The 20,810-nt window shown below is 66.6% G+C and carries 14 protein-coding genes; 6 read left to right on the forward strand and 8 right to left on the reverse strand.

The features are described 5' to 3' along the window. Positions 1-62 precede the first annotated feature (62 nt). Positions 63-4,232 carry an ATP-binding protein gene (locus NVV90_RS08185; protein WP_258440676.1) on the reverse strand — a complete coding sequence of 1,390 codons (4,170 nt, stop codon included), beginning with the start codon at positions 4,230-4,232 and terminating at the stop codon, positions 63-65. A gap of 455 nt (positions 4,233-4,687) precedes the next feature. Between NVV90_RS08185 and NVV90_RS08190 the strand changes: the two genes are divergently transcribed. The 6 genes from NVV90_RS08190 to NVV90_RS08215 all read left to right on the forward strand — a co-directional run bounded on the left by NVV90_RS08190 (position 4,688) and on the right by NVV90_RS08215 (position 11,604). Beyond that, complete coding sequence (locus NVV90_RS08190) at positions 4,688-6,727, forward strand: ATP-binding protein (protein ID WP_258440677.1); 2,040 nt, start codon at positions 4,688-4,690, stop codon at positions 6,725-6,727. Positions 6,728-7,229: 502 nt separating this feature from the next. Further along, positions 7,230-9,203, forward strand: coding sequence for a 1-deoxy-D-xylulose-5-phosphate synthase (dxs, locus tag NVV90_RS08195; RefSeq protein WP_258440678.1), 1,974 nt, complete (start codon positions 7,230-7,232; stop codon positions 9,201-9,203). Next, a complete protein-coding gene (locus NVV90_RS08200; RefSeq protein ID WP_258440679.1) occupies positions 9,200-9,754 on the forward strand; it encodes a YgaC family protein in 555 nt (184 codons plus the stop codon). The genes dxs and NVV90_RS08200 overlap by 4 nt, the downstream gene beginning before the upstream one ends. Next, on the forward strand, positions 9,751-10,311 hold the full coding sequence (locus tag NVV90_RS08205) for a hypothetical protein (protein WP_258440680.1): 561 nt from the start codon (positions 9,751-9,753) through the stop codon (positions 10,309-10,311). Before NVV90_RS08200 ends, NVV90_RS08205 begins: the two co-directional genes overlap by 4 nt. Positions 10,312-10,343: 32 nt before the next feature. Then, entirely contained in the window at positions 10,344-10,562 is a 219-nt protein-coding gene (locus tag NVV90_RS08210; protein WP_258440681.1) for a hypothetical protein, read from the forward strand. 64 nt (positions 10,563-10,626) lie between these two features. Continuing rightward, positions 10,627-11,604, forward strand: coding sequence for an aldo/keto reductase (locus NVV90_RS08215; RefSeq protein ID WP_258440682.1), 978 nt, complete (start codon positions 10,627-10,629; stop codon positions 11,602-11,604). An 88-nt stretch (positions 11,605-11,692) separates the two neighbouring features. Here the strand turns inward: NVV90_RS08215 and NVV90_RS08220 are convergent, their stop codons facing one another. From NVV90_RS08220 to NVV90_RS08250, 7 genes are all read right to left on the reverse strand, one after another. Then, a complete protein-coding gene (locus tag NVV90_RS08220; RefSeq protein ID WP_258440683.1) occupies positions 11,693-13,849 on the reverse strand; it encodes a 3-hydroxyacyl-CoA dehydrogenase NAD-binding domain-containing protein in 2,157 nt (718 codons plus the stop codon). Next, positions 13,846-15,114: an acetyl-CoA C-acyltransferase gene (locus tag NVV90_RS08225; RefSeq protein WP_258440684.1), complete on the reverse strand. Its 1,269-nt coding sequence runs from the start codon at positions 15,112-15,114 to the stop codon at positions 13,846-13,848. Before NVV90_RS08225 ends, NVV90_RS08220 begins: the two co-directional genes overlap by 4 nt. 230 nt (positions 15,115-15,344) lie before the next feature. Continuing rightward, on the reverse strand, positions 15,345-16,673 hold the full coding sequence (locus tag NVV90_RS08230) for an HRDC domain-containing protein (RefSeq protein WP_258440685.1): 1,329 nt from the start codon (positions 16,671-16,673) through the stop codon (positions 15,345-15,347). A 59-nt stretch (positions 16,674-16,732) separates the two neighbouring features. Further along, on the reverse strand, positions 16,733-17,389 hold the full coding sequence (locus NVV90_RS08235; RefSeq protein WP_258440686.1) for a DUF3000 domain-containing protein: 657 nt from the start codon (positions 17,387-17,389) through the stop codon (positions 16,733-16,735). 61 nt (positions 17,390-17,450) lie between these two features. Then, positions 17,451-18,563 carry a threonine aldolase family protein gene (locus NVV90_RS08240; RefSeq protein WP_396125365.1) on the reverse strand — a complete coding sequence of 371 codons (1,113 nt, stop codon included), beginning with the start codon at positions 18,561-18,563 and terminating at the stop codon, positions 17,451-17,453. Positions 18,564-18,572: 9 nt separating this feature from the next. Continuing rightward, the gene (locus NVV90_RS08245; RefSeq protein ID WP_258440687.1) at positions 18,573-19,298 is read right to left on the reverse strand and encodes an SDR family oxidoreductase; all 726 of its coding nucleotides are present in this window, start codon (positions 19,296-19,298) and stop codon (positions 18,573-18,575) included. Then, on the reverse strand, positions 19,298-20,665 hold the full coding sequence (locus NVV90_RS08250) for a DUF6421 family protein (RefSeq protein WP_258440688.1): 1,368 nt from the start codon (positions 20,663-20,665) through the stop codon (positions 19,298-19,300). Before NVV90_RS08250 ends, NVV90_RS08245 begins: the two co-directional genes overlap by 1 nt. Positions 20,666-20,810 lie beyond the last annotated feature (145 nt).

Below are 20,810 nucleotides of genomic sequence, written 5' to 3' on the forward strand. Positions count from 1 at the left end.
ACCAGCTCACACTCGCGCAGATACTCAAACTCGAATGGGATCCCTGTAGATGGCGGCCGATGTCACTCGTCGCGAGCAGGAAGGCGATACCAACCGGGTGATGAGGTTTGCGTAACGCTTCCGGTTGCCCGGGAACGGACTTGGGATCGGGTGAGAGCGCCAGGGTGGGCTCGGCCTCCGCCGAATCCGCGGTAAACATCTTTACCGGTGTTCTCCACCCATATAAGTGACTTTTGTTCGGAGGTGAGCCACTGATCGAGCCAGCCTGCGTCGACGAGGAGCTCGTTCTGGCCGGCGTTGACGGTATGCCGGAGGACGGCGGTGAGCTTGCCCGTATTGTCTGTCCAACCGTTGCGGCCGTTCCAGTGGAGGTTCCCGGGCGCATGGCCGAAAAACTCAGGTGCCGGCGCCACCAGGGAAATGGTCTCGTAGTCTCCGGGAGCGTACTCGTACTCGCCGAGGATGTCCCAGGCAGCTGGCTGGGTAGGGACGCTGATTGGATGCCGCGACTCGTGGTTTACCACATGCATGGTTTCACCGTGGTGGTGGCCGTAGGGGAATTCGCCGACGTATCCGTCGTGGGTTTGTGGGAAGTTGGACAGGCCGTGATCGAGGAGGTCGCGTCCTTCGAGGTCGGCCAACGCGGCTGAAAGGTCTGAAGTGTTCACCACGTGGGCGTAGAGGTGGGTCCAAATTTTGCGGGTGCCCTTGGAGTAGTCGTTGCCGTCGTTCCATTCGTAATAGCCAGACAGGACGATGAAGGGGTGTCCTTCGTGTTCGGCGTCGGTGACGGCGATGGTGGGGAGGTCGGTGTCATGGGCCACCCATTGGGCGTCCGTCTTACCGGCTGTAGTCGCCCAGTCGTAAGTTGGCACCCAGGAGCGAGGTGCATTGTCGGCGGGTACGAATTCGATAACGGTCGGGTCGATCTGGCGGGACACAGTGGTCGCGGGACCTGGGACCGGTGCCGACGGCGGATCCCAGGAGTTGGGGGTCTTTGGAGCGTGGTCGGAGACATGCCCGATGAGCCGGTTGAGGGCAATCCACTGGTACTTCTTGCCGATTCGCTCGATCCACGGGGGCTTTCCGCGGCCGCCGCCGTACTTGCCCAACACGTACCCGTCAAAACTGGCGTGCCATTCTGCGCGGTACCCAAGGCGGATGACTTCGGCGACGACCCACCGTGCTGCGGCCGGAACGTTGATCCCAGGCCGGTCTTTGAGATCGTACTCAAGTTTGTACCGGTAAAAGTCGTCCTGGGTAGTGGAATGCACGAGCTTCGGATAGTCGGGGCTCTTGTACTGAGCGATCTCTCCCTCGGTCGGCCACTCTAGCGGCCACGCACTCGCGTACGGTGGCCGGAACTGCGCCACTGTCACGCCCTCGGGCAGACTTGCTCGATCGTTTGCTGCCTCGAGGATGCAGCGCGCAGCATCGCGGACGGCCACGTTCGCGGTGAGATCAGCAGGCGAGGCAAAGAAGCTGGTCCACACGACCTCAGCTGCGGCCGCCCAGTCTGTGTCGCTACCGTTGGCCAGGAGTGCCGAGTACGCGACCTCGAGAGCACGTTCGACGACCCACTCGTCGTTTACGACACTGAAGCGCTCCAGGAGCCCGGCCACCTCCCCGGGATGACGGGTGAGGAGGCGAGCGGCGGCGACGGTTGCGGGCTCACGGACACGACGGTCCGTGGCGCTTGTGGTCCATAGGAGCGCGGTTATCCACAGGCGTGTGGTGTCCTTGCCGACTTGGTGGATAGGCTTCTCGCGCGCCCAACGGATGAGACGGTCGACTGCCCCACTGGTGCCATGGGTTATGTGCAGCCATCCCGAGAGGAACCGGTCGCGGGCACCCATGTTCCACCTGTTGAGGAACCTGTGAAGGAACTCGGCGTTCAGCGGGTGGCCGGGGCGTGCGGCGAGCCGGAAGAGCATCGTGAGGCCAGCGTCGAAGGTGGCTTTGCGGGTCAGAGCGCGGACGATGATGTCACCGGTCTTGTCAGTGATGGATGTCACTGAGCGCCAGCCGGTGCCAGCGATTACGGCGGCGGCAATAGCGTCGACGTTACCGATCTCGGACTCGAATTCGGTTAGTTCGAGCCCGAGACGTTCGGCGACGACGACGGAGGTTGCTTCCAGGATGCCGACGTCGATGGTTTCGCCTCGCCCAATGAGCTGTCCGAGGCGCCCGGCGAGTTGGTCTCGGATGCCGGCCGCGTCGGTCACACCGGCGAGGGCGTCGGACACGATGAGGTGGTGGCCGATGCGTTCGAACGTGATGGCGATGATGTCGGCGCCATACGGGCTGCCGTCAGGGATGACGTCCTCTTCGATCAGCCCTTGGGCGATGAGAGCGTCGAGCAGTGACTTTTCGGCGCTGACGTCGGACCAAATCGTTACCAGGACGGCTTGAGCCTTGGCACGGGTGAGTGGTTCGCCTCCTTCGTCGGCGATGGCGGCAGCGAGGGCGTGCATGGCCCGGTGGACTACGCGGTCCGACGGCGAGGCGTCAACGCGGTCACTGATGATGATGTTCGCGTTGTCGAGGACCATCTTGGCGAGTTCATCGAGGCCCATGTTGGCCTGGTCGAGTGAGAGGCGGCTGTTGGCCTGCAGTGCTTCGCACACCAGTCGCAGGTACAGCGGGTTGTCGAACTCACCATGGATTGGTGGCGACGTCGGCGCCTCGAGGCAGTAGAACGCGGCGTACTCGCTGACCGCTTCGAACTCGACGCCCTCGAATCCCGTGTGCTCGAATCGGGGGAGGGCGACGCCGGGCGGGAGGACTTGGGCGACGTAGTGGGTGCGTGCGGTCAGCAGCAGCCGCACATGCGAGTACCTGCCGACGACGGTGATGAGCCGGTCAAGGTTGTCGCGCCACAGGGACCGAGGACGGGTGTCATTAAGTGCGTCGATGACGAGCAGTACCGGGGTGCCAGCGGCCCGGGCACTCTCGTCGAGGAGCGCTATGGTCTCCTCACCTGTCAGGTCAGAGGGCATCTGGAGGAGGTCGCGAAGGTCGGCGAGCGGATCGTGGTTCTTGAACCAGCGACCATGCATCACGACGCTGGGGCGGCCCTTGGCCAGACGGCGGGCGACAGCATCAATGGCGAGGTAGGTCTTACCTATGCCGGCGGGGCCTGTCATGAGAGCGGCCTGGGTGCCAGCGAGCTTGCCGACGGGGCTGATGAGGAGCTCAGTCGCTCCTAAGAGTCTCTCGCCGAGTTCACGGAGCGCATCGACGGCCGCTGCGGGGAACCGTACCATGTATTCGCGCTGCCACTGCCGCCAGCTTTCACTGTCCCAATTTTCGTGCTTGCCGTCCATTGCTTCGACCTCGACAGCCTCCTGCGCTCGGACGACGGCGGAGGCCGCGTCGAGAGCCTGAGCGAGGTCGTCGAGCCCGGCAGCGGTGCGCGAAGCGTGCCAGGCGTTGAGGGCGTCGGTGATTGTGGAAGCTGCGGTCCGGGCGGCACCTAAGTCGGCGGCCAGCACCTCCTTGTCGGCGTAACGGAGTTGGTCGGCGGCTTTAGAGACCTCATCGACCTGGTCGAGGACGATCTGCCACCACTCGTTGTCAGAACAGAGTGCGGCGATGGATTGGGCCGCGGGCACATCGACGTTGAGCTCCGGCGTGTATCGGGGGCGTGCGGCGGCGACTGCTTCCTGCATGCGGTCCTCCCACCACTGCTGAGCGAGGACGTCGACGTCAAGCCAATACCGTCGCTGGGTGCCGGAGCTGTCGAGCCGGTTAAGGCGGGTGACGATGTTCGTTTCCCACTCGATCTCGAACACGACATTCATGCCGCGGTCGGTGGCCATTTTCTGCCAGCCCTCCAGCCACCCTTTGGGGTCGCTGATTTTCTCAAGGAGCGACTTGCCGCGGCCGCCGGTGGGACCGGTCGGGTCGGTCGGGATTGCGATTGTATATTTAGTCAGCTTTGGGTGCTGATGGAGGGCGGCGTTGACAGACTTGTCGAGCTGGGCCTTGCTGACATCGGCTTGGTTGGTCCAGTACTTGGCCTGCCAGCCGTGCTCGGCGCCGTTCGTGAGAGTCCAGTAGCACTCGACGCCGCCGTCGCCGCCGGCCCCGTGGAGGGACACGAACTTCGAACCGTCTGCCGGGGGCTCCTGCGCGACCTGCTGGCAGATGAACTGCTCGTACCCATCGCGTTGGCCACCGGGCCCGAGCGACCGGATGCGCGTGAAGTCGATGTCGGGGATGTTCATCATGTTCCTTCGCTGTGTGCAGGCTCTGCGTCTCGCTGAAAACAAACGATATCCGGTCGGCCACCTGAACAGGTTCGACGCGAGTACGCCAAACTTCAGATCAGCATCACAGCCTTGCTTCCACACCTGTCTCTGGCTACCGGAGTCAGATGGCGAGACCGCCGCTTGGGCAGTGGGGCGACACACGACGTCCGGGTCCGAGGGAGCAGCAGCGGCCACGAACACCCCATTGGAAGCATGTGAACGGAGGTGCGTCACCAACCGCGGGGTAAGGCTCGATATGCTTGCCCCCCGCGGCAGCCTGAACTGGGGGAGCCACTGTTCAAAGTTGGACACCGAACGCTTCCTGTCCAACCTGCCCATACCCTGACTGCATCACCGTCCTAGGGCTGTGGCGTATTCATGCAGTGTCGGAGCGGACGGATAGAGTTTCCACATCTGAGCAAAGGAGGGATCGCATGGTGCTGACAACTTCCCTGGCTGGGCGCGTCCGCAACACAAGTCTGCCGAAGAGCCACGCGCTCCTGCCTCTCCTCGAGGCAATCGTCAACGCTATCCAGGCGATCGACGCACGTCGAGGAGACTCCGCAACGCCGGGTCGTATCAACGTGAGGGTGCACCGAGACACTCAGGCAGAGTTCGATCTCGGCCAGCCGGGCCCTGGACGTGCCCCCATGAAGCCGATTGTCGGCTTCACCGTCGAGGACGACGGCGTGGGATTCACCCGTCAGAACATGTCCTCGTTCGAAACATTGGACAGCGATTTCAAGTCGCACCTCGGCTGCCGTGGTGTCGGGCGGCTGCTCTGGCTCAAGGCCTTCGACAAGGTGACGGTCCGCAGCGCCTATGAAGACGAGGGCGGGAAGCTCCGAGGACGTCAGTTCAGATTCTCGGTCGAACGCGAGGTCGAGCACGACGGCGACGCTGACGGGTTCGTGCGCCCCGGCACGGCCGTCATCCTCGACGGCTTCAAGAAGGCGTTCCAGCAGAACGCCCCGAAGAGCGTCGACGCCATCGCGCGCGAGGTCTTCGAGCACTGCATCTGGTACTTCCTCCGGCCCGGCGGTGCCCCTCTCGTGACGATCGCGGACGACAACGAATCGGTGTCGCTGGCCGACCTGATGGGTGAGTTCGTCGAGTCGGCGATGACGTCGTCGAAGATCGAGGTCAAGGGTCAGAAGTTCGACATGCTGAACCTCCGTCTGAAGGCCACCGCGCGGAACTCCGTCCCCCGCCTCCACTGGTGCGCGGCGAGCCGCGTCGTCATTGAGGAAAACCTTAGCGGGAAGGTTCCAGGGCTCCACGGCAAGCTCGCGGACAAGGCCGCCAGCGAGTTCGTCTACGCGTGCTACCTGACCTCGGACTTCCTCGACGAGCGCGTCCGCGCCGACCGGACAGCCTTCGACATCAGCGATCGCATCGCGGGGCAGCCCCTCATCGATGACCTCTCCCTGGACGACATCCGGGAGGTCGTCCTCGAAGAAGTCAGGACGATCCTGAAGGCTCCGCTCGAGTCGGCCCGCGAGCAGGGTAAGAAGCGCGTCCACGAGTTCGTGACCAAACGCGCGCCGCGGTACCGGCCCTTGCTGGCCAAGATCGAGGAGCGCGGCATCACGGTGGACCCATCGATTAAGGACCAGGACCTAGAGCTCCAGCTGCACCGGCAGCTTCAGAAGATCGAGTCCGAAGCATTCATTCAGGGGCAGGAGATCTTCGCTGAGGCCGACGCGGAGCCGGCGGAGGACTACGCGGAGCGGCTCGCCGCATATCTCGCCACCGTCAGCGAGATCAACCAGTCCGACCTGGCCGCGTACGTCTCGCGCCGCCGGACGGTGCTGGATCTGCTCGGGCGGCTGATCCGCGCGGACAAGGACGGGAAGTACAGCAGGGAGGATGCGATCCACTCGCTGATCGTCCCGATGCGGACGGAGTCCAGCGAGCACGCCGCCGATGGTTCGAACCTGTGGATCATCGACGAGAGACTCGCGTTCCACGACTACCTCGCGTCCGACAAGACGCTGAAGAGCATGCCGATCACGGGTTCTGAATCCACCAAGGAGCCCGACATAGTTGCGACGCGGCTCATGGACTCGCCGGTGCTCGCGGCCGAGGGGCAGAAGCTGCCGCTCCCGTCGATCGTCGTGGTTGAGATTAAGAGGCCGATGCGCAAGGACGCCACCGAGGACAAGAATCCGATCCAGCAGTGCCTCGACTACGTGAAAAGGATCCGCGCAGGTGGCGTGGTCACCGCAACGGGGAGACCGATCCCGCCGACCCACGAGCCGCCGGCCTTCTGTTACATCATCGCCGACCTTACAGAGAAGATGATCGAGCGATGCGAGATTTCGAACCTGCGGCCGACACATGACGGTCTCGGGTACTTCGGTTTCAACGACTCCGCCAAGGCATACATCGAAGTCATGAGCTTCGACGGGTTGGTCAACGCTGCAACTGAGAGGAACCGGGCATTCTTCGACAAACTCGGGCTGCCCAGCTAGCACAGTGCACGGCGCAGCTCCCCGGAGCTGGTCCCGCGGTTGTCGAGATCGCTTCCCAGACCCACCGCTACCGGGGTACATCTACCCGCTGGAATGCCGCTGTCGCGCGCCCGGCCCAGCAAAGGGGAAAACTACTAACGGAGCACGTTGGCTACTTATGCCGTGCATGCCGACGTCCTACGATAACGGTAGGCATTCACGAGCACTATGATCACCCCACCCAGGAACTTTAGACATTGTGTCGTCCTAGCGCGAAGACCTCTGCTCAAATTGCTTATGCCCTCGGGATTCGCAAAACTTACCGCGTAGTGGGGGCATGTAACAGTACGTCCTGCGTCAAATCTCGGCAAACTAGCCGGAACTGCCCCAAGGGGCAGCAACGCTAGTACCACGGCAGCCCCGGCTGGTCACTGACCAGCCGGGGCTGCCGCCGTTGCGGCGACGCGGCGGCAGACTACGCGCTAAAGTTAACAAGCATGTCAATCACCCTAAGGAGGGGCCGTTGGGACTCTTGGAATCAATCAAGAATCCGCAGGACCTGGGCAATCTGTCCGGCCCGGAGCTGGACCAGATCGCCGGTGAGATCAGGGATTTCCTCATCACCAACGTCTCGCAGACGGGCGGACACCTCGGGCCGAACCTGGGTGTCGTTGAACTCACACTGGCGATCCACCGGATCTTCGAGTCGCCGCGGGACAGCATCGTCTTCGACACCGGGCACCAGTCCTACGTCCACAAACTCCTCACCGGCAGGCAGGACTTCAGCACCCTCCGCCAGCAGGGCGGACTGTCAGGCTACCCGGACCGTGCCGAATCGGAACACGACATCGTCGAAAGCTCACACGCCTCATCCTCCCTGTCCTGGGCCGACGGCATCTCCCGGGCCCGGCAGCTGACCGGCGAGGGCGATCGCTACACCGTCGCGGTGGTGGGCGACGGCGCCCTCACGGGCGGCATGGCCTGGGAGGCCATCAACAACATCGCGGCGGACAAGCGCCGGCGCGTGGTGATCGTTGTCAACGACAACGGCCGCTCCTACGCGCCCACCGTGGGCGGCTTCGCCGACTACCTGGCCTCGCTGCGCCCCACCATTGACTCCTTCCGCACCGCCGCGGCCTACGAGGGCACGCTGGAATGGTGGAAGAAGAAGCTGCAGAACGGCGGCCCCGTCGGCCAGTTCACCTACAGGAGCCTGCATGCCATGAAGAAGGGCATCAAGGACTGGTGGGCACCCCAGGGCATGTTCGAGGACCTCGGCATGAAGTACATCGGCCCCGTGGACGGCCACAACCTCCAGGCCATGGAAAACGCGCTGACACTTGCCAAGGCCTACGGCGGCCCGGTAATCGTGCATGCCATGACGGAGAAGGGCCACGGCTACGGACCGGCGCTGGCCGACGAAGCCGACCAGTTCCACGCCGTCGGCATCATCGACCCCGAAACCGGCGAGCCCACCGAAACGCCCGGCGCGAAGTCCTGGACCTCGGTGTTCGCCGAGGAAATTGCGGACATCGCCGATGAACGCCAGGACATCGTGGGCGTCACCGGCGCCATGCTCATCCCCGTGGGCCTGCACAAGTTCGCCGAGCGGCACCCGGAACGCGTCATCGACGTCGGCATCGCCGAACAGCACGCCCTCACCTCCGCGGCAGGCATGGCGTTCGGCGGGCTGCACCCCGTGGTCGCCGTCTACGCCACCTTCCTGAACCGCGCCTTCGACCAGCTGCTCATGGACGTTGCCCTGCACAAGGCGGGCGTCACGGTGGTCCTGGACCGGGCCGGCGTCACCGGTCCGGACGGCCCCAGCCACCACGGCATGTGGGACATGGCCATGGTCCAGATCGTCCCGGGCCTGCACCTGGCAGCGCCCCGCGACGCCACGCGGCTCCGCGAGGAGCTCCGCGAGGCCGTCGCCATCAGCGACGCCCCCTCGGTGGTGCGTTTCTCCAAGGGCAGCGTCGGCGCCGAGATCGAGGCGATCGAGCGCCTCCACGACGGCGTGGACATCCTCGCGCGCCGCCCGGAAGGCTCCACCGAGAACGACGTCCTGATCGTCAGCGTCGGCGCCATGTCCGAACTCGCCCTCGACGTCGCTTCGCGGCTCGGAGCGCAGGGCATCAGCTCCACCGTGGTGGACCCGCGCTGGCTGCTGCCGGTGCGCCGCTCCATCATCGCCCTCGCAGCCCGGCACCGCCTGGTCATCTGCATCGAAGACGGCGTCCGCGCCGGCGGCGTGGGTTCGCGGATCCGCCAGGAAATGCGTGCGGCCGGAGTGGACACGGCCCTGAACGAGGTCGGCCTCCCCGTCGAGTTCCTGGTCCATGGCACCCGGAGCCAGGTCATGGAACGCGTGGGGCTGACGGCCCAGCAGATCACGCACGACGTCGTGGCACAGGTTTTAGGCACGAAGGTTCCCTTTGCCCGGCCCCTGCCGGGACAGGAACACCCCACCACCGGCAGTCTGCCGAAACTGTGAGCCCAACGCGCGAGCCGGGAGCCCTGCAGCCCGGCGACCTCGTGGTGGCCCGCAACCGGAAATGGAACGGCAAGGCCCACTGGGTGGTCCCCGGGCAGTACCTGGGTGAAGACATCCACGGCTGGTGGGTCTTCCAAGGCGCCCAGGAGTTCTGCTCACGGCCCGGTGCGGCGTTCTACACGGCGTCGGACGCCATCCTCCTGGTTCCGCGGACCGGCGAATACGTGGCAACGTTCTACGACGACAGCTACCCGGGCGATTTCCGCATCTACGTGGACCTCGCCACGGACCACGGCTGGAACACCATCAGGGCCGGCGTCACCGAATTCCACATGATCGACATGGACCTGGACGTCATCCGGTCCGTGGACCACGGCGTCTTCGTGGACGACCAGGACGAGTTCGAGGAGCACCGCACCACCATGGACTACCCGGCCGGGGTCGTGGAGTCCGTGCGCAAAGAATGTGACCGCCTGTTTGAAGCAGTGCGGGACAAACAAGCACCGTTTGACGGCACTGACGCCGAATGGTTCAGGAAAGGACGAGCATGAGCGGCATCATCCGTACGTACAAGCGCGACGACGAAGGGGTACTCCACTTCCGGGAGGCCTGGTACGACGAGGAATACCAGCAGCTCGTGGTGAACCACGGCGTGGCAGGACACCAGAGCAAGACCGAGGAAACCGACGTCGACGACGAAACCGCCGTTGAGGGCCTCATGGCCGCGTTTGCCGCCCAATGCGAGGAGGACGGCTACGCCGAGATCCCCGAGTCCGAGCAGTACTGGGTGGTGGCCCAGCTCGCGCTGAAGACCAAGGATGGAACCGAGCGCGACCGCTACCTTGAGCGCAAGGCCAAAGCCGCACTGACCAGCGAGCTGGCCTGGCGCGGGCTGGGCATCGTGGAGCGTACCGAAATCGGTAATTCACGCCTCAACATCTTCTGTCTGTGCCCGGATGTCAACAAGGCCGTCAACGCCATCAAAGTGTGCATCCGCGGCGAAGACCTGGACTACACCAAGCTCAGCATCGGCGCCGCCCCGCACACCGATCCCACGGCATTCAGGGTTAGGTACTCGCCGAAACCGGGTGCGGGCTTTACGCTCTAAGGGAGACCCCAGAGCACCAGGAGGGACCCCGCATGTCGCCGAAAAGCAATTGGCCCGGGCACACGCCACTGCCCAAGGGACTGGCGGCGCCGGCCCGCCGGGCCCTGGCCCATGAGGGTATCGAAACCCTGGAACAGCTGGCAGATTTCGGGGAGAGGCAGGCGGCGAGCCTGCATGGCATGGGGCCCGTCGCCCTGGCCCAGATTGAGGAAGCCATGGAGGAGTCCGGCATTAAGTTCGGCACCGCCTAGCAGCCGCCGCCGTTCCTCCCGTGCGTTTCGATCCCCGCCGGAACGGCCGTATAGGGTGAAAGGCATGACTGAATACCGACGCCTTGGCCATTCCGGATTGACCGTTTCCGTCGTGGGGCTGGGCTGCAACAACCTCGGCCGGGCCAACACGCCCACCGAATCCCAGGCGGGCACGGACGCCGTGGTCCATGCGGCGCTGGACGCCGGCGTCACGCTGTTCGACGTCGCGGACATCTACGGCCGGGAACCGGGCTTGAGCGAGACCATGCTCGGCCGGGCCCTCGCGGGCCGCCGCGACGACGTGGTGGTGGCCACCAAGTTCGGCATGGACATGCACGGCGCCAACGGCAACGATTTCGGGGCGCGCGGGTCCCGGCGGTACATCATCACGGCCGTCGAGGCCTCACTGCGCCGCCTCGGGACCGATTGGATCGACCTCTACCAGTTCCACACCCCGGACCCGCTGACGCCCGTCGAGGAAACGCTGTCAGCGCTCGATGACCTCGTGCGCAGCGGCAAGGTCCGGTACATCGGCCACTCGAACCGGGCCGGCTGGCAGATCGCCGAGGCCGAGTACGTGGCCCGGATCCAGGGCGGGGCACGCTTCATTTCCACGCAGAACCACTACAACCTCATGGACCGCCGGGCCGAGCTTGAGGTGCTCCCCGCGGCGCAGGCGTTCGGCCTCGGCGTGCTGCCGTACTTCCCGCTCGCCAACGGGCTGCTCACAGGCAAGTACGCCCCTGGCACCGCCCCCGCCGGATCACGCCTGAGCCACACGCGCACCCATATGGTGGACGACGCCGACTGGGAGCAGCTGAACCGCTTCCGGGACTTTGCCAAAGCGCGCGGCCTGAACGAGGTCCAGCTGGCGTTCTCCTGGCTCGCAGCCCAGCCCGGCGTCGCCAGCGTCATTGCCGGCGCCACCAGGCCCGCCCAGGTCACCGAGAACGCCGGCGCCGTCTGCTGGGTTCCCAGCCAGGAGGAGCGCGCCGAACTGGATGGGATCTTCCCCAAGAGCCCCAAGGTGGCGCTCTTCTAAAAAGCCGCACACTGCACAGCAAACGGCCGTGGCCGGAGCGTTCGGCTCCGGCCACGGCCGTTTGCGGATCATGCGTTGCGGTGTCCGGTCAGGCGGGCGCCGAGGCGATCCCCGCAGGCAGGAAGCGCTTGCCGTTGACGCGCTCGGACGCCCCCACACGGTCCAGGTACGGGGTGATGCCGCCCAGGAACATCGGCCAGCCGGCACCCATGATGACGCAGAGGTCGATGTCCTCGGGCCCGGCCACCACGCCTTCGGCCAGCATGAGGCCGATCTCCTCGGCGAGGGCATCCTGCGTGCGGCGCAGGACCCCTTCGCCCGTGGACGGGGACGTGCCGAAGGACATGACGGCCAGCGTCTCCGCGGGAATGACGGGGGTGCCGTCGGGGCCGGGCGCCCAGAGTGACTTCACGCCGTTGTCGATGAGCTTCTGCAGGTTCTGGGACACGGCGAACCGCTCGCCGAACGCGGCGTGCAGGGATTCCTGGACGTGCTGGGCCACCGGCAGGCCCACCATGGCGCTGAGCGTGAACGGGCTCATCGGCAGTCCCATGGGCCGCAGGGCCGAGTCGGCCACCTCGGCGGGAGTGCCCTCGTCGAAGGCGGCGATCACTTCGCCCATGAGGCGCAGCAGGATGCGGTTGACCACGAAGGCCGCGGCATCCTTGACCAGGACAGCCGTCTTCTTCAGGCCCTTGGCGAGCTCGAAGGCCGTGGCCAGCACGGCGTCGTCGGTCTTCGGGGCCCGGACGATCTCCAGCAGCGGCATCACGGCCACCGGGTTGAAGAAGTGGAAGCCCACCAGCCGTTCCGGGTGCGCCAGGTCCTCGGCCATGGCCGTGACCGAGAGCGAGGAGGTGTTCGTGGCCAGGATGCATTCGGGGGAGACGATGGCCTCCACCTCGGCGAAGACCTGCTTCTTGATGTGCAGTTCCTCGAACACGGCCTCGATGACGAAGTCGGCGTCGGCGAATGCTTCCTTGGAGACGGAACCGGTGACCAGGGCCTTGGTGCGGTTGGCGGCGTCGGCCTTGATCCGCTTCTTCTCAAGGAGCTTGTCCACCTCGGCGTGCACGTAGGCCACGCCCTTGTCCACACGGGCCTGGTCGATATCGGTCATCACCACGGGGACCTTGAGCTGGCGGGCGAACAGCAGGGCGAGCTGGCTGGCCATGAGGCCGGCACCCACCACGCCGATCTTGGTGACCGGGCGGGCCAGCTTGCGGTCCGGGGCTCCGGCGGGGCGCTTGGAACGCTTCTGTACGAGGTCCAGGAACGCGTAGACCGTGGAACGGAACTCGTCCGTCTGCATCAGCCCGGCGAGGGTTTCACATTCGAGGTCGGCGGATTCCGCCTGGGTGATGGTGCGGTTTGCTTCGAGGATGTCCAGGACCTTGGCCGGTGCGGGCGAGGCATTGGACGTCTTGGCTTCCACGAAGGCGCGGCCCGCGGCGACGGCCCCGGCCCAACGCTCCGCGACGGCCGGCTCGGCCGGATCCACGGCGTTGGCGCGCGCCGGCATGATCTCGCCAGCGATGACCTTGGCGGCCCAGCCGATGGACTGTTCCACGAAGTCCGCCGGTTCGAAGATGGCGTCGGCGATGCCCAGCTGGAACGCCTGCGGGCCGCTGAGCGTGCGGTTGTTGCTGAGCGGGTTCTCGATCATGACCTTGACGGCGTTCTCCGGCCCGATCAGCCGCGGCAGGATGTAAACGCCGCCCCAGCCCGGGACGAGCCCGATGAACGCCTCCGGCAGGGCAAGGGCGCCGGCGCCGGTGGAAACAGTGCGGTAGGTGGACTGGAGGGCGATTTCGAGGCCGCCGCCCAGCGCCACGCCGTTGATGAAGGCGAAGCTCGGCACGCCAAGGTTGGCCAGGGTGGCGTAAACGGCGTGGCCCAGCCGGGCCATCCAGAGGCCGTGTTCGCGTTCCTTGAGGGTCTTGACCGCGGACAGGTCGGCTCCGGCCACGAGGTAGTACGGCTTCCCGGTAACACCGACGCCGGCGATCTCGCCGCGGGCGGCGCGTTCCTTGAGGCCGTCCAGTACCTTGCCCAGTTCCACAAGGGTGTTGGGACCCAGGGTGGTGGGCTTGGAGTGGTCCAGGCCGTTGTCCAGGGTGATAAGGGCAAAGGTGCCCGGGCTCTTGCCGCCGACGGGCGGCAGCTCGATGTCCTGGACGTAGGAGTGGGTCACGGTTTCGTCCGGGAACAGCCCGGCGAGGGTCTGGAAATCGGTGGCGCTCATGCTGCGGCCCCTTCGGTTTCGGCATCAGTGGCGGATTCGGTGGCGTACTCGGGGTGGTGCGGGTTTTCCCAGATGACGGTGGCGCCCATGCCCAGGCCGATGCACATGGTGGTGATGCCGTAACGGACCGAGGGGTCCTCCTCGAACTGGCGGGCGAGCTGGTTCATGAGGCGGACGCCGGAGGAGGCCAAAGGGTGCCCGACGGCGATCGCGCCGCCGTAGCGGTTGACCCGGGGGTCGTCGTCGGCGATGCCGAAGTGGTCCAGGAAGCTCAGGACCTGGACGGCGAAGGCCTCGTTGATCTCAAAGAGGCCGATGTCCCCGATGCCCAGGCCGGCGTTCTTGAGCGCCTTCTCCGTGGCGGGCACGGGGCCGATGCCCATGACCTCGGGTTCGACGCCAGCGAAGGCGTAGGAAACCAGGCGCATCTTGACCGAGAGGCCGAGCTCCTCGGCGGCTTCGGCGGAGGCGAGGACGGCCGCCGTCGCGCCGTCGTTCAGTCCTGCGGCGTTGCCGGCGGTGACGCGGCCGTGGGCGCGGAACGGGGTGCGGAGGGCTGCGAGGTCATCCACCGTGGTGCCGGGGCGCGGCGGCTCGTCCACCGTGTTCACGGTCCAGCCCTGTTCCGGCTTCATGGTGGCCACGGGCACCAGGTCCGGCTGGATCTGGCCGTTCTGGTAGGCCGCTGCCAGCTTGTCCTGGGAGGCCACGGCGTAGGAGTCGGCGCGTTCCTTGGTGATGGCGGGGAAGCGGTCGTGCAGGTTCTCGGCGGTGTTGCCCATGTTCAGCGCGGCGGGATCCACCAGCCGCTCGGACATGAACCGCGGGTTGGGGTCGGCGCCGGCGCCCATGGGGTGGTTGCCCATGTGCTCCACGCCGCCGGCAATCACTACGTCGTAGGCGCCGAAGCCGATGCCGCTCGCCGTCGTCGTGACTGCTGTCATGGCGCCCGCGCACATGCGGTCGATCGCGAACCCCGGCACCGTGCGGGGGAGGCCGGCCAGGAGGGCCGCGGTGCGGCCGATGGTGAGGCCCTGGTCTCCGGTCTGGGTGGTGGCGGCGATGGCCACCTCGTCGACGCGCTCCGCCGGCAGCGAGGGGTTGCGGCGCATGAGCTCGCGGATGCACTTGACCACGAGGTCATCGGCGCGCGTGCCGGCATAGATGCCCTTGTCGCCGGCCTTGCCGAACGGGGTGCGCACGCCGTCCACAAAGACGACGTCGCGGATTGTCCTCTGGGTCCTGCTGCTCCGGTGTGGACTCATGTGTAGCTCCTCGTTGAGACATAGGTAGTTGAGACCTGGGTGCCGGGGCCCGATTCAAGCGGGCGGCCGGTCGGCGTTGATAGCTATGTTACTCGTGGGTAACTTATGGTGCAAGGAGCGCGGGCCGGGGCGTGTCCGCAGACGCGGAAGGCCCGCCTCCGGACCATCTGATGTGGTCCGGAGGCGGGCCTTGGAGGCGGGCTCCGGGACGCGGGCTCCGGGACGCCGGATCAGTCGGCGTCCTGGGGCTGCTTGCTTTCCTTGGGTGGCAGGGGCTGCGGGTTCAGGCAGGCCTCCACGAGGATCGGCGCGGCGATGCCGATTTGCCACTCGCGGGCACCGAGCTCCATGAGTTCGGCTGTGATGGATTCGAGCGAAACGTCCGACGGCGGCCGCCAGGTCACCCGGCGCAGGTAGTCCGGCGTGAGCAGGTTCTCCACGGGCAGCTTTAGCTCGTCGGCCTTGGCCTGGAGCAGCGGGCGGGCTGTGCTGAGGCGCTCGGCGGCGTCCAGGTCGCGGTCCGCCCAGACCCGGGGCGGCGGGGGCGCGTTGGTGGGCAGGTGCAGGGGCGGGAGGTCCTCGGCGGTCCGGGCGGCGGTGATGCAGCGCAGCCAGCGCGGGGCTTCGCGCTGGGCGGCCCTGCCGTGGAAGCCCTTGGTGGCCAGCAGCTGCGGCACCGTGGTGGGCAGCGCCTTGGCGCCGGCCACCAGTGCGGAGTCGGGAATGAGCCGGCCGGGGGCTACATCGCGCTTGCGGGCGAGCTGGTCGCGTTCGAGCCAGAGCTCACGGACAGCCGCGAGCTGGCGGCGGTCCCGGATCTGGTGCAGGCCGGAGGTCTTGCGCCATGGGTCCACGCGGGGCGGCGCGAGGCCGGCGCTGAGGATCCCGGCAAATTCCTGCTCGGCGTATTCCAGTTTGCCGTCGGCTTCGAGGAGTTCGATGAGTTCCTCGCGGAGCTCGGCGAGGACCTCGACGTCGAGGGCGGCGTAGCGCAGCCACGGCTCGGGAAGCGGGCGGGTGGACCAGTCGGCGGCCGAGTGTTCCTTGGCCAGCCCGAAGCCCAGGAGCTGTTCGATGACTGCCGCCAGGCCCACCCGGGGGAGACCTGCGAGGCGGGCGGCGAGTTCGGTGTCAAAGAGCTTGTCCGGCCACATGCCCAGTTCGGACAGGCAGGGGAGGTCCTGGGTGGCGGCGTGCAGGATCCATTCGACGCCGCGCAGGGCGTCGTTGATGATGTCCAGGCTGTCGAAGGGCTCGGGGTCGATCAGCCACGTGCCGGCGCCTTCGCGGCGGATCTGCACCAGGAAGGCGCGTTGCCCGTAGCGGAAGCCGGAGGCCCGTTCGGCGTCGACTCCTGCGGGGCCGGTGCCCGCGGCGATGGCGGCGGCGCACCGCTCCAGGCCGGCAGGTGTGTCGATGACCAGGGGGACGCCTTCGCGCGGCGCATCCAGATCGATGACGACGGGTATGGGGCTGTCAAAACCCTCGACTGTGATGTGGGGAGTGGGATCAGCAGCCGGATCGCCGGCCGTGGTGTGTTCCAGGTTTTCAGGGGTCATGATGCCTTAAGTTTAGCGACTTTGCCCGTGGCCGGTTCCGGCGGGGGATTCCGGGGGCCTCACGTGAGCCTGCGGCCGTGCAGTGCGGTGACACCGGGCGGCAAGTGCGGGAGGCCGGCAAACGTGCAGACCATGTCGGACCAGGCCTCAAGATGGTCCTTGACGTCGGACGAGGCCGGGGTCCAGGAGGCGCGCAATTCGATGTCGATGGTGTCCGGGCGGTCCGAAAGGGTGCCGAAGCTTTCGGACAGGATGCGCGTTGCGGTGCCGCCCGCCGCGCGATACGCCGCGGAGTGGCCCTCCAGGGCCTCCACCAGCCAGTCCCAGGCCACAGAACCGAGCATGGCATCGTTGCCCATCTCGGCATCCATCCGGGCGCGGATGTACGTCACGATCCTGAATTCCCCGTCCCAGACCGCAGGGCCCTCCGGGTCGTGCAGCAGGATGAACCGCCCGGTGGCGAGTTCGTCGTCCTCGTCATCCTGGGTGTCACCGGGGTGTTCCCCGGCAAAGGCCTTGGCCGCCGGACCGTGGAGGGGCATGCGGCGGGTCAAGGCCGTTTGGCGGAAGACCTCGGCCCCGAGGGCGACGGCATAGGGGGCGAGCCGCGAGGGGGCGGGAATCTCATCCAGCCGCAATTCGCTGCGGCACTGCGCTTTTCGAAGCGTTCCCAAGGCGTGGAGAAAGTCTGCGGGAACCTGTGCAAGGGCGTTCACCCTCGCAGATTATGTGTCCGGGGCGGCGAATCTGTGCAGGCTCGCCGCCCCGGAGCATCCGCTATCCGGCTGCCAGTTCCCGGGTGATGGCAGAGACGAAGGCGTCGATGTCTGCTTCGGTGGTGTCGAAGGAGCACATCCACCGCACCTCGCGGGCCGCCTCGTCCCAGTCGTAGAAGGTGAACTGCTTGCGCAGCCGGTCCGCGACGCCGGCCGGCAGGACCGCGAAGACGCCGTTGGACTGCGTCTGCTGGGTGGGCTCGACGCCGTCGATGGTGTCCACCGCGGCGCGCAGGCGGGCTGCCATGGCGTTGGCGTGCTGCGCCGAGCGGAGCCACAGCCCGGACTCCAGGAGGGCGATGAACTGCACCGAAATGAAGCGCATCTTGGAAGCAAGCTGCATGTTCATCTTGCGCAGGAACTTCAGCCCGTGGGCGGCCTCCGGGTTGAGCGCCACCACCACCTCGCCGAAGAGCAGGCCGTTCTTGGTTCCGCCGAAGGACAGGATGTCCACACCGGCGTCGCGCGTGAAGTCCCGCAGCGGCACGCCGAGGTGCGCCGCTGCGTTGGCCAGCCGGGCGCCGTCCATGTGCAGCTTCATGCCCTTGGCGTGGGCGTGGTCAGCGATCGCGCGGACCTCCTCCGGCGTGTAGCACGTACCCAGCTCGGTGGTCTGCGTGATGGACACGGCCAGCGGCTGTGCGCGGTGTTCATCGCCCCAGCCCCAGGCCTCGCGGTCGATCAGTTCGGGTGTCAGCTTTCCGTCCGGTGTGGGGACGTGCAGGAGCTTGATGCCGCCGATCCGCTCGGGCGCACCGTTCTCGTCCATGTTGATGTGGGCCGTGGACGCGCAGATGACAGCGCCCCAGCGGGGCAGCAGCGACTGCAGCGACAGCACGTTGGCGCCTGTGCCGTTGAAGACCGGGAAGCATTCGATGCCCGTCCCGAAGTGCTCCTCCATGAGCTCCTGGAGGCGTGCCGTGTAGACGTCGTCGCCGTAGGAGACCTGGTGGCCGCCGTTGGCTGCGGCGAGGGCTGCCAGGATTTCCGGGTGCACGCCCGAGTAGTTGTCCGAGGCAAAGCCGCGGACGGAAGGGTCGTGCAGGGGCGCTGTGGCGTCCCCGTCGAGGGCAGCCGGGATTGCTTCTGTAATGCTCGTCACTTGTTCATTCACGCTTTCAGTCTATTTGGCCAGGAGAATGCGTTGCCCGTTCAGTTCCGCCGCAGGCCGCTCGAACAGCCCGACGGCGGCCGCGGCCAGTTCTTCGACGTCCGTGTATCCGGGGAACGTCCGTTCCGGGTGCTCCAGCCGCATGGCGGTGTCAACGAGGGCCTTGACGACGAACACCACCGCGGCACTGCGCTGTTCCGAAGGCTGGTCCTTGCTGCCGGACTGGTCCCGGCGGAAGCCGTCCGCCACTGCCAGGGTCCAGGCCTCGGCGGCGGCCTTGGCCGCAACGTAGCTGGCGGCCGCGGCGGTGGGTGCGGACACCGCCGTCGAGGACACCATGGCGAAGCGGCCGGCCGGTGCGGCCGCCAGGTCGGAATAGAAGGCGCGGGAGACGTTGCGCAGCGTGGTGACGGCGCCCCGTTCCAGGAAGTCCCAGTCCTCGTCCGGCTGGTCTTCGATGCCCTTGGCGCCGCGCCAGCCGCCCACCAGGTGGAAGATGCCGTCAATGCGGCCCTCGGTCCTGTGGATGGTTTCGGCGAGCTCGCGGACGGACTCCAGGCTGCCCAGATCGCAGACCAGGGGAGTCACGCCGGCGCCTGCCAGTGCTGCGGCTTCCTTGATGCGGAGCTCGTCGCTGCCTACGGTGGTGACCCTGTGCCCTGCGGCGGCGAAGGCCCGCGCGACGGCGACGCCGGAGGCGCTGCTGCCCCCGGCGACGAGGATGTTCAGGGACTCCATCAGGCCGCCGTCGTGCCGGTGATGCCGGTGGTGGATTCGATAACAGAGCGCATTTTCTTCTCCAGGGCCTCGTAGAACATGGACAGCGGGAATTCGTCGTCGAGCACCTGGTCGGTCAGGCCGCGCGGGGGACCGTCCAGCGGCAGGGCGTCCGGGCCCTTGGCCCAGACGGATGCCGGGTTGGGCGTCACGGTGCCGGAGATGAGCTCATAGGCTGCCAGCCAGTGGGCGGCCTTGGGGCGGTCGATGGAGCGCCAGTACAGTTCCTCGATGCGGGCGCCGAGTTCAATGACGACGTCGGCAACCTCGTCCCAGTCGATGCTGAGCCGGCTGTCGGTCCAGTGCAGCACGCGGTGCTGGTGCATCCAGGCGAAGAGCAGCTGCCCGCCCAGGCCGTCGTAGTTGCGGACGCGGCTTCCCGTGATGGCGAAGCGGAAGATGCGGTCGAAGATGACGGCGTACTGGACCAGCTTGGCGTGCTTGCGGGCGTTGGGATCGGCGTTTTCGTCCTTCTCGATGCGGACGGATTCGCGGAAGGCGGTGAGGTCGCAGCGCAGTTCCTCCAGCGAGTACAGGAAGAACGGCATGCGCTGTTTGATCATGAACGGGTCGAACGGCAGGTCGCCGCGCATGTGGGTGCGGTCGTGGATCAGGTCCCACATCACGAAGGTGCGCTGCGTGAGCTCCTGGTCCTCAAGGAGTGCTGCGGCGTCGGCCGGCAGCTCCAGCGAGGTGGTGTCCGCGGCGGCCCGGAGGACGCGGCGGAAGCGGGCCGCTTCGCGGTCGGCGAAGATGGCACCCCAGGTGAAGGTAGGGGTCTCCCGGACGGCCACGGTCTCGGGGAACAGCACGGCGGAGTTCGTGTCGTAGCCGGGGGTGAAGTCCAGGAAGCGGATGGGCACGAAGAGCTTGTTGGAGTAGTCGCCGGCTTCCAGGCCCGCGATGAACTCGGGCCAGATGACCTCGATCAGAACGGCCTCGACGAGCCGGTTGGTGCTGCCGTTCTGCGTGTACATGGGGAAGACCACCAGGTGCTGCAGGCCGTTCTCGCGGTGTTCCTGCGGCTGGAAGGCCAGCAGGGAATCCAGGAAGTCCGGCACGCCGAAGCCGCCGTCGCTCCAACGTCCGAAGTCCTGGACGAGCAGCTCGAGGTAGCGGGCGTCGTGGGGGAACAGCGGTGCGAGCTTCCCGACGGCGGCGGCGATGGCGGCGACATGGGCGGCGGCGGCGCCGTGGTCGGCCGTCTCCGGGACCGAACCGTCCTGGCTCTGGAGGCCCTGCAGGGCGGTGGCGGCGGCCTTGAGTGCCGTCCAGTCCGGGTTGTCGGCGGTGATGCGGGTCAGTGTTGCCGCAGCGGTGGTGGTCATCGTTGACAGGGCCTTTCCTCAGGAGTTGTGCTTCTGAGGCGAGCGTAGCAAGCAGACAGAGTCCCTAATGCAAAAGTTGGTTGAGCATAAGAAACTCTGGTGCATAGGGCCCCGGCGGGGCCCGAAAGATCCAGCCCGGGAAGGG

This window comes from Arthrobacter sp. CJ23, from assembly GCF_024741795.1.
GTDB lineage: Bacteria > Actinomycetota > Actinomycetes > Actinomycetales > Micrococcaceae > Arthrobacter.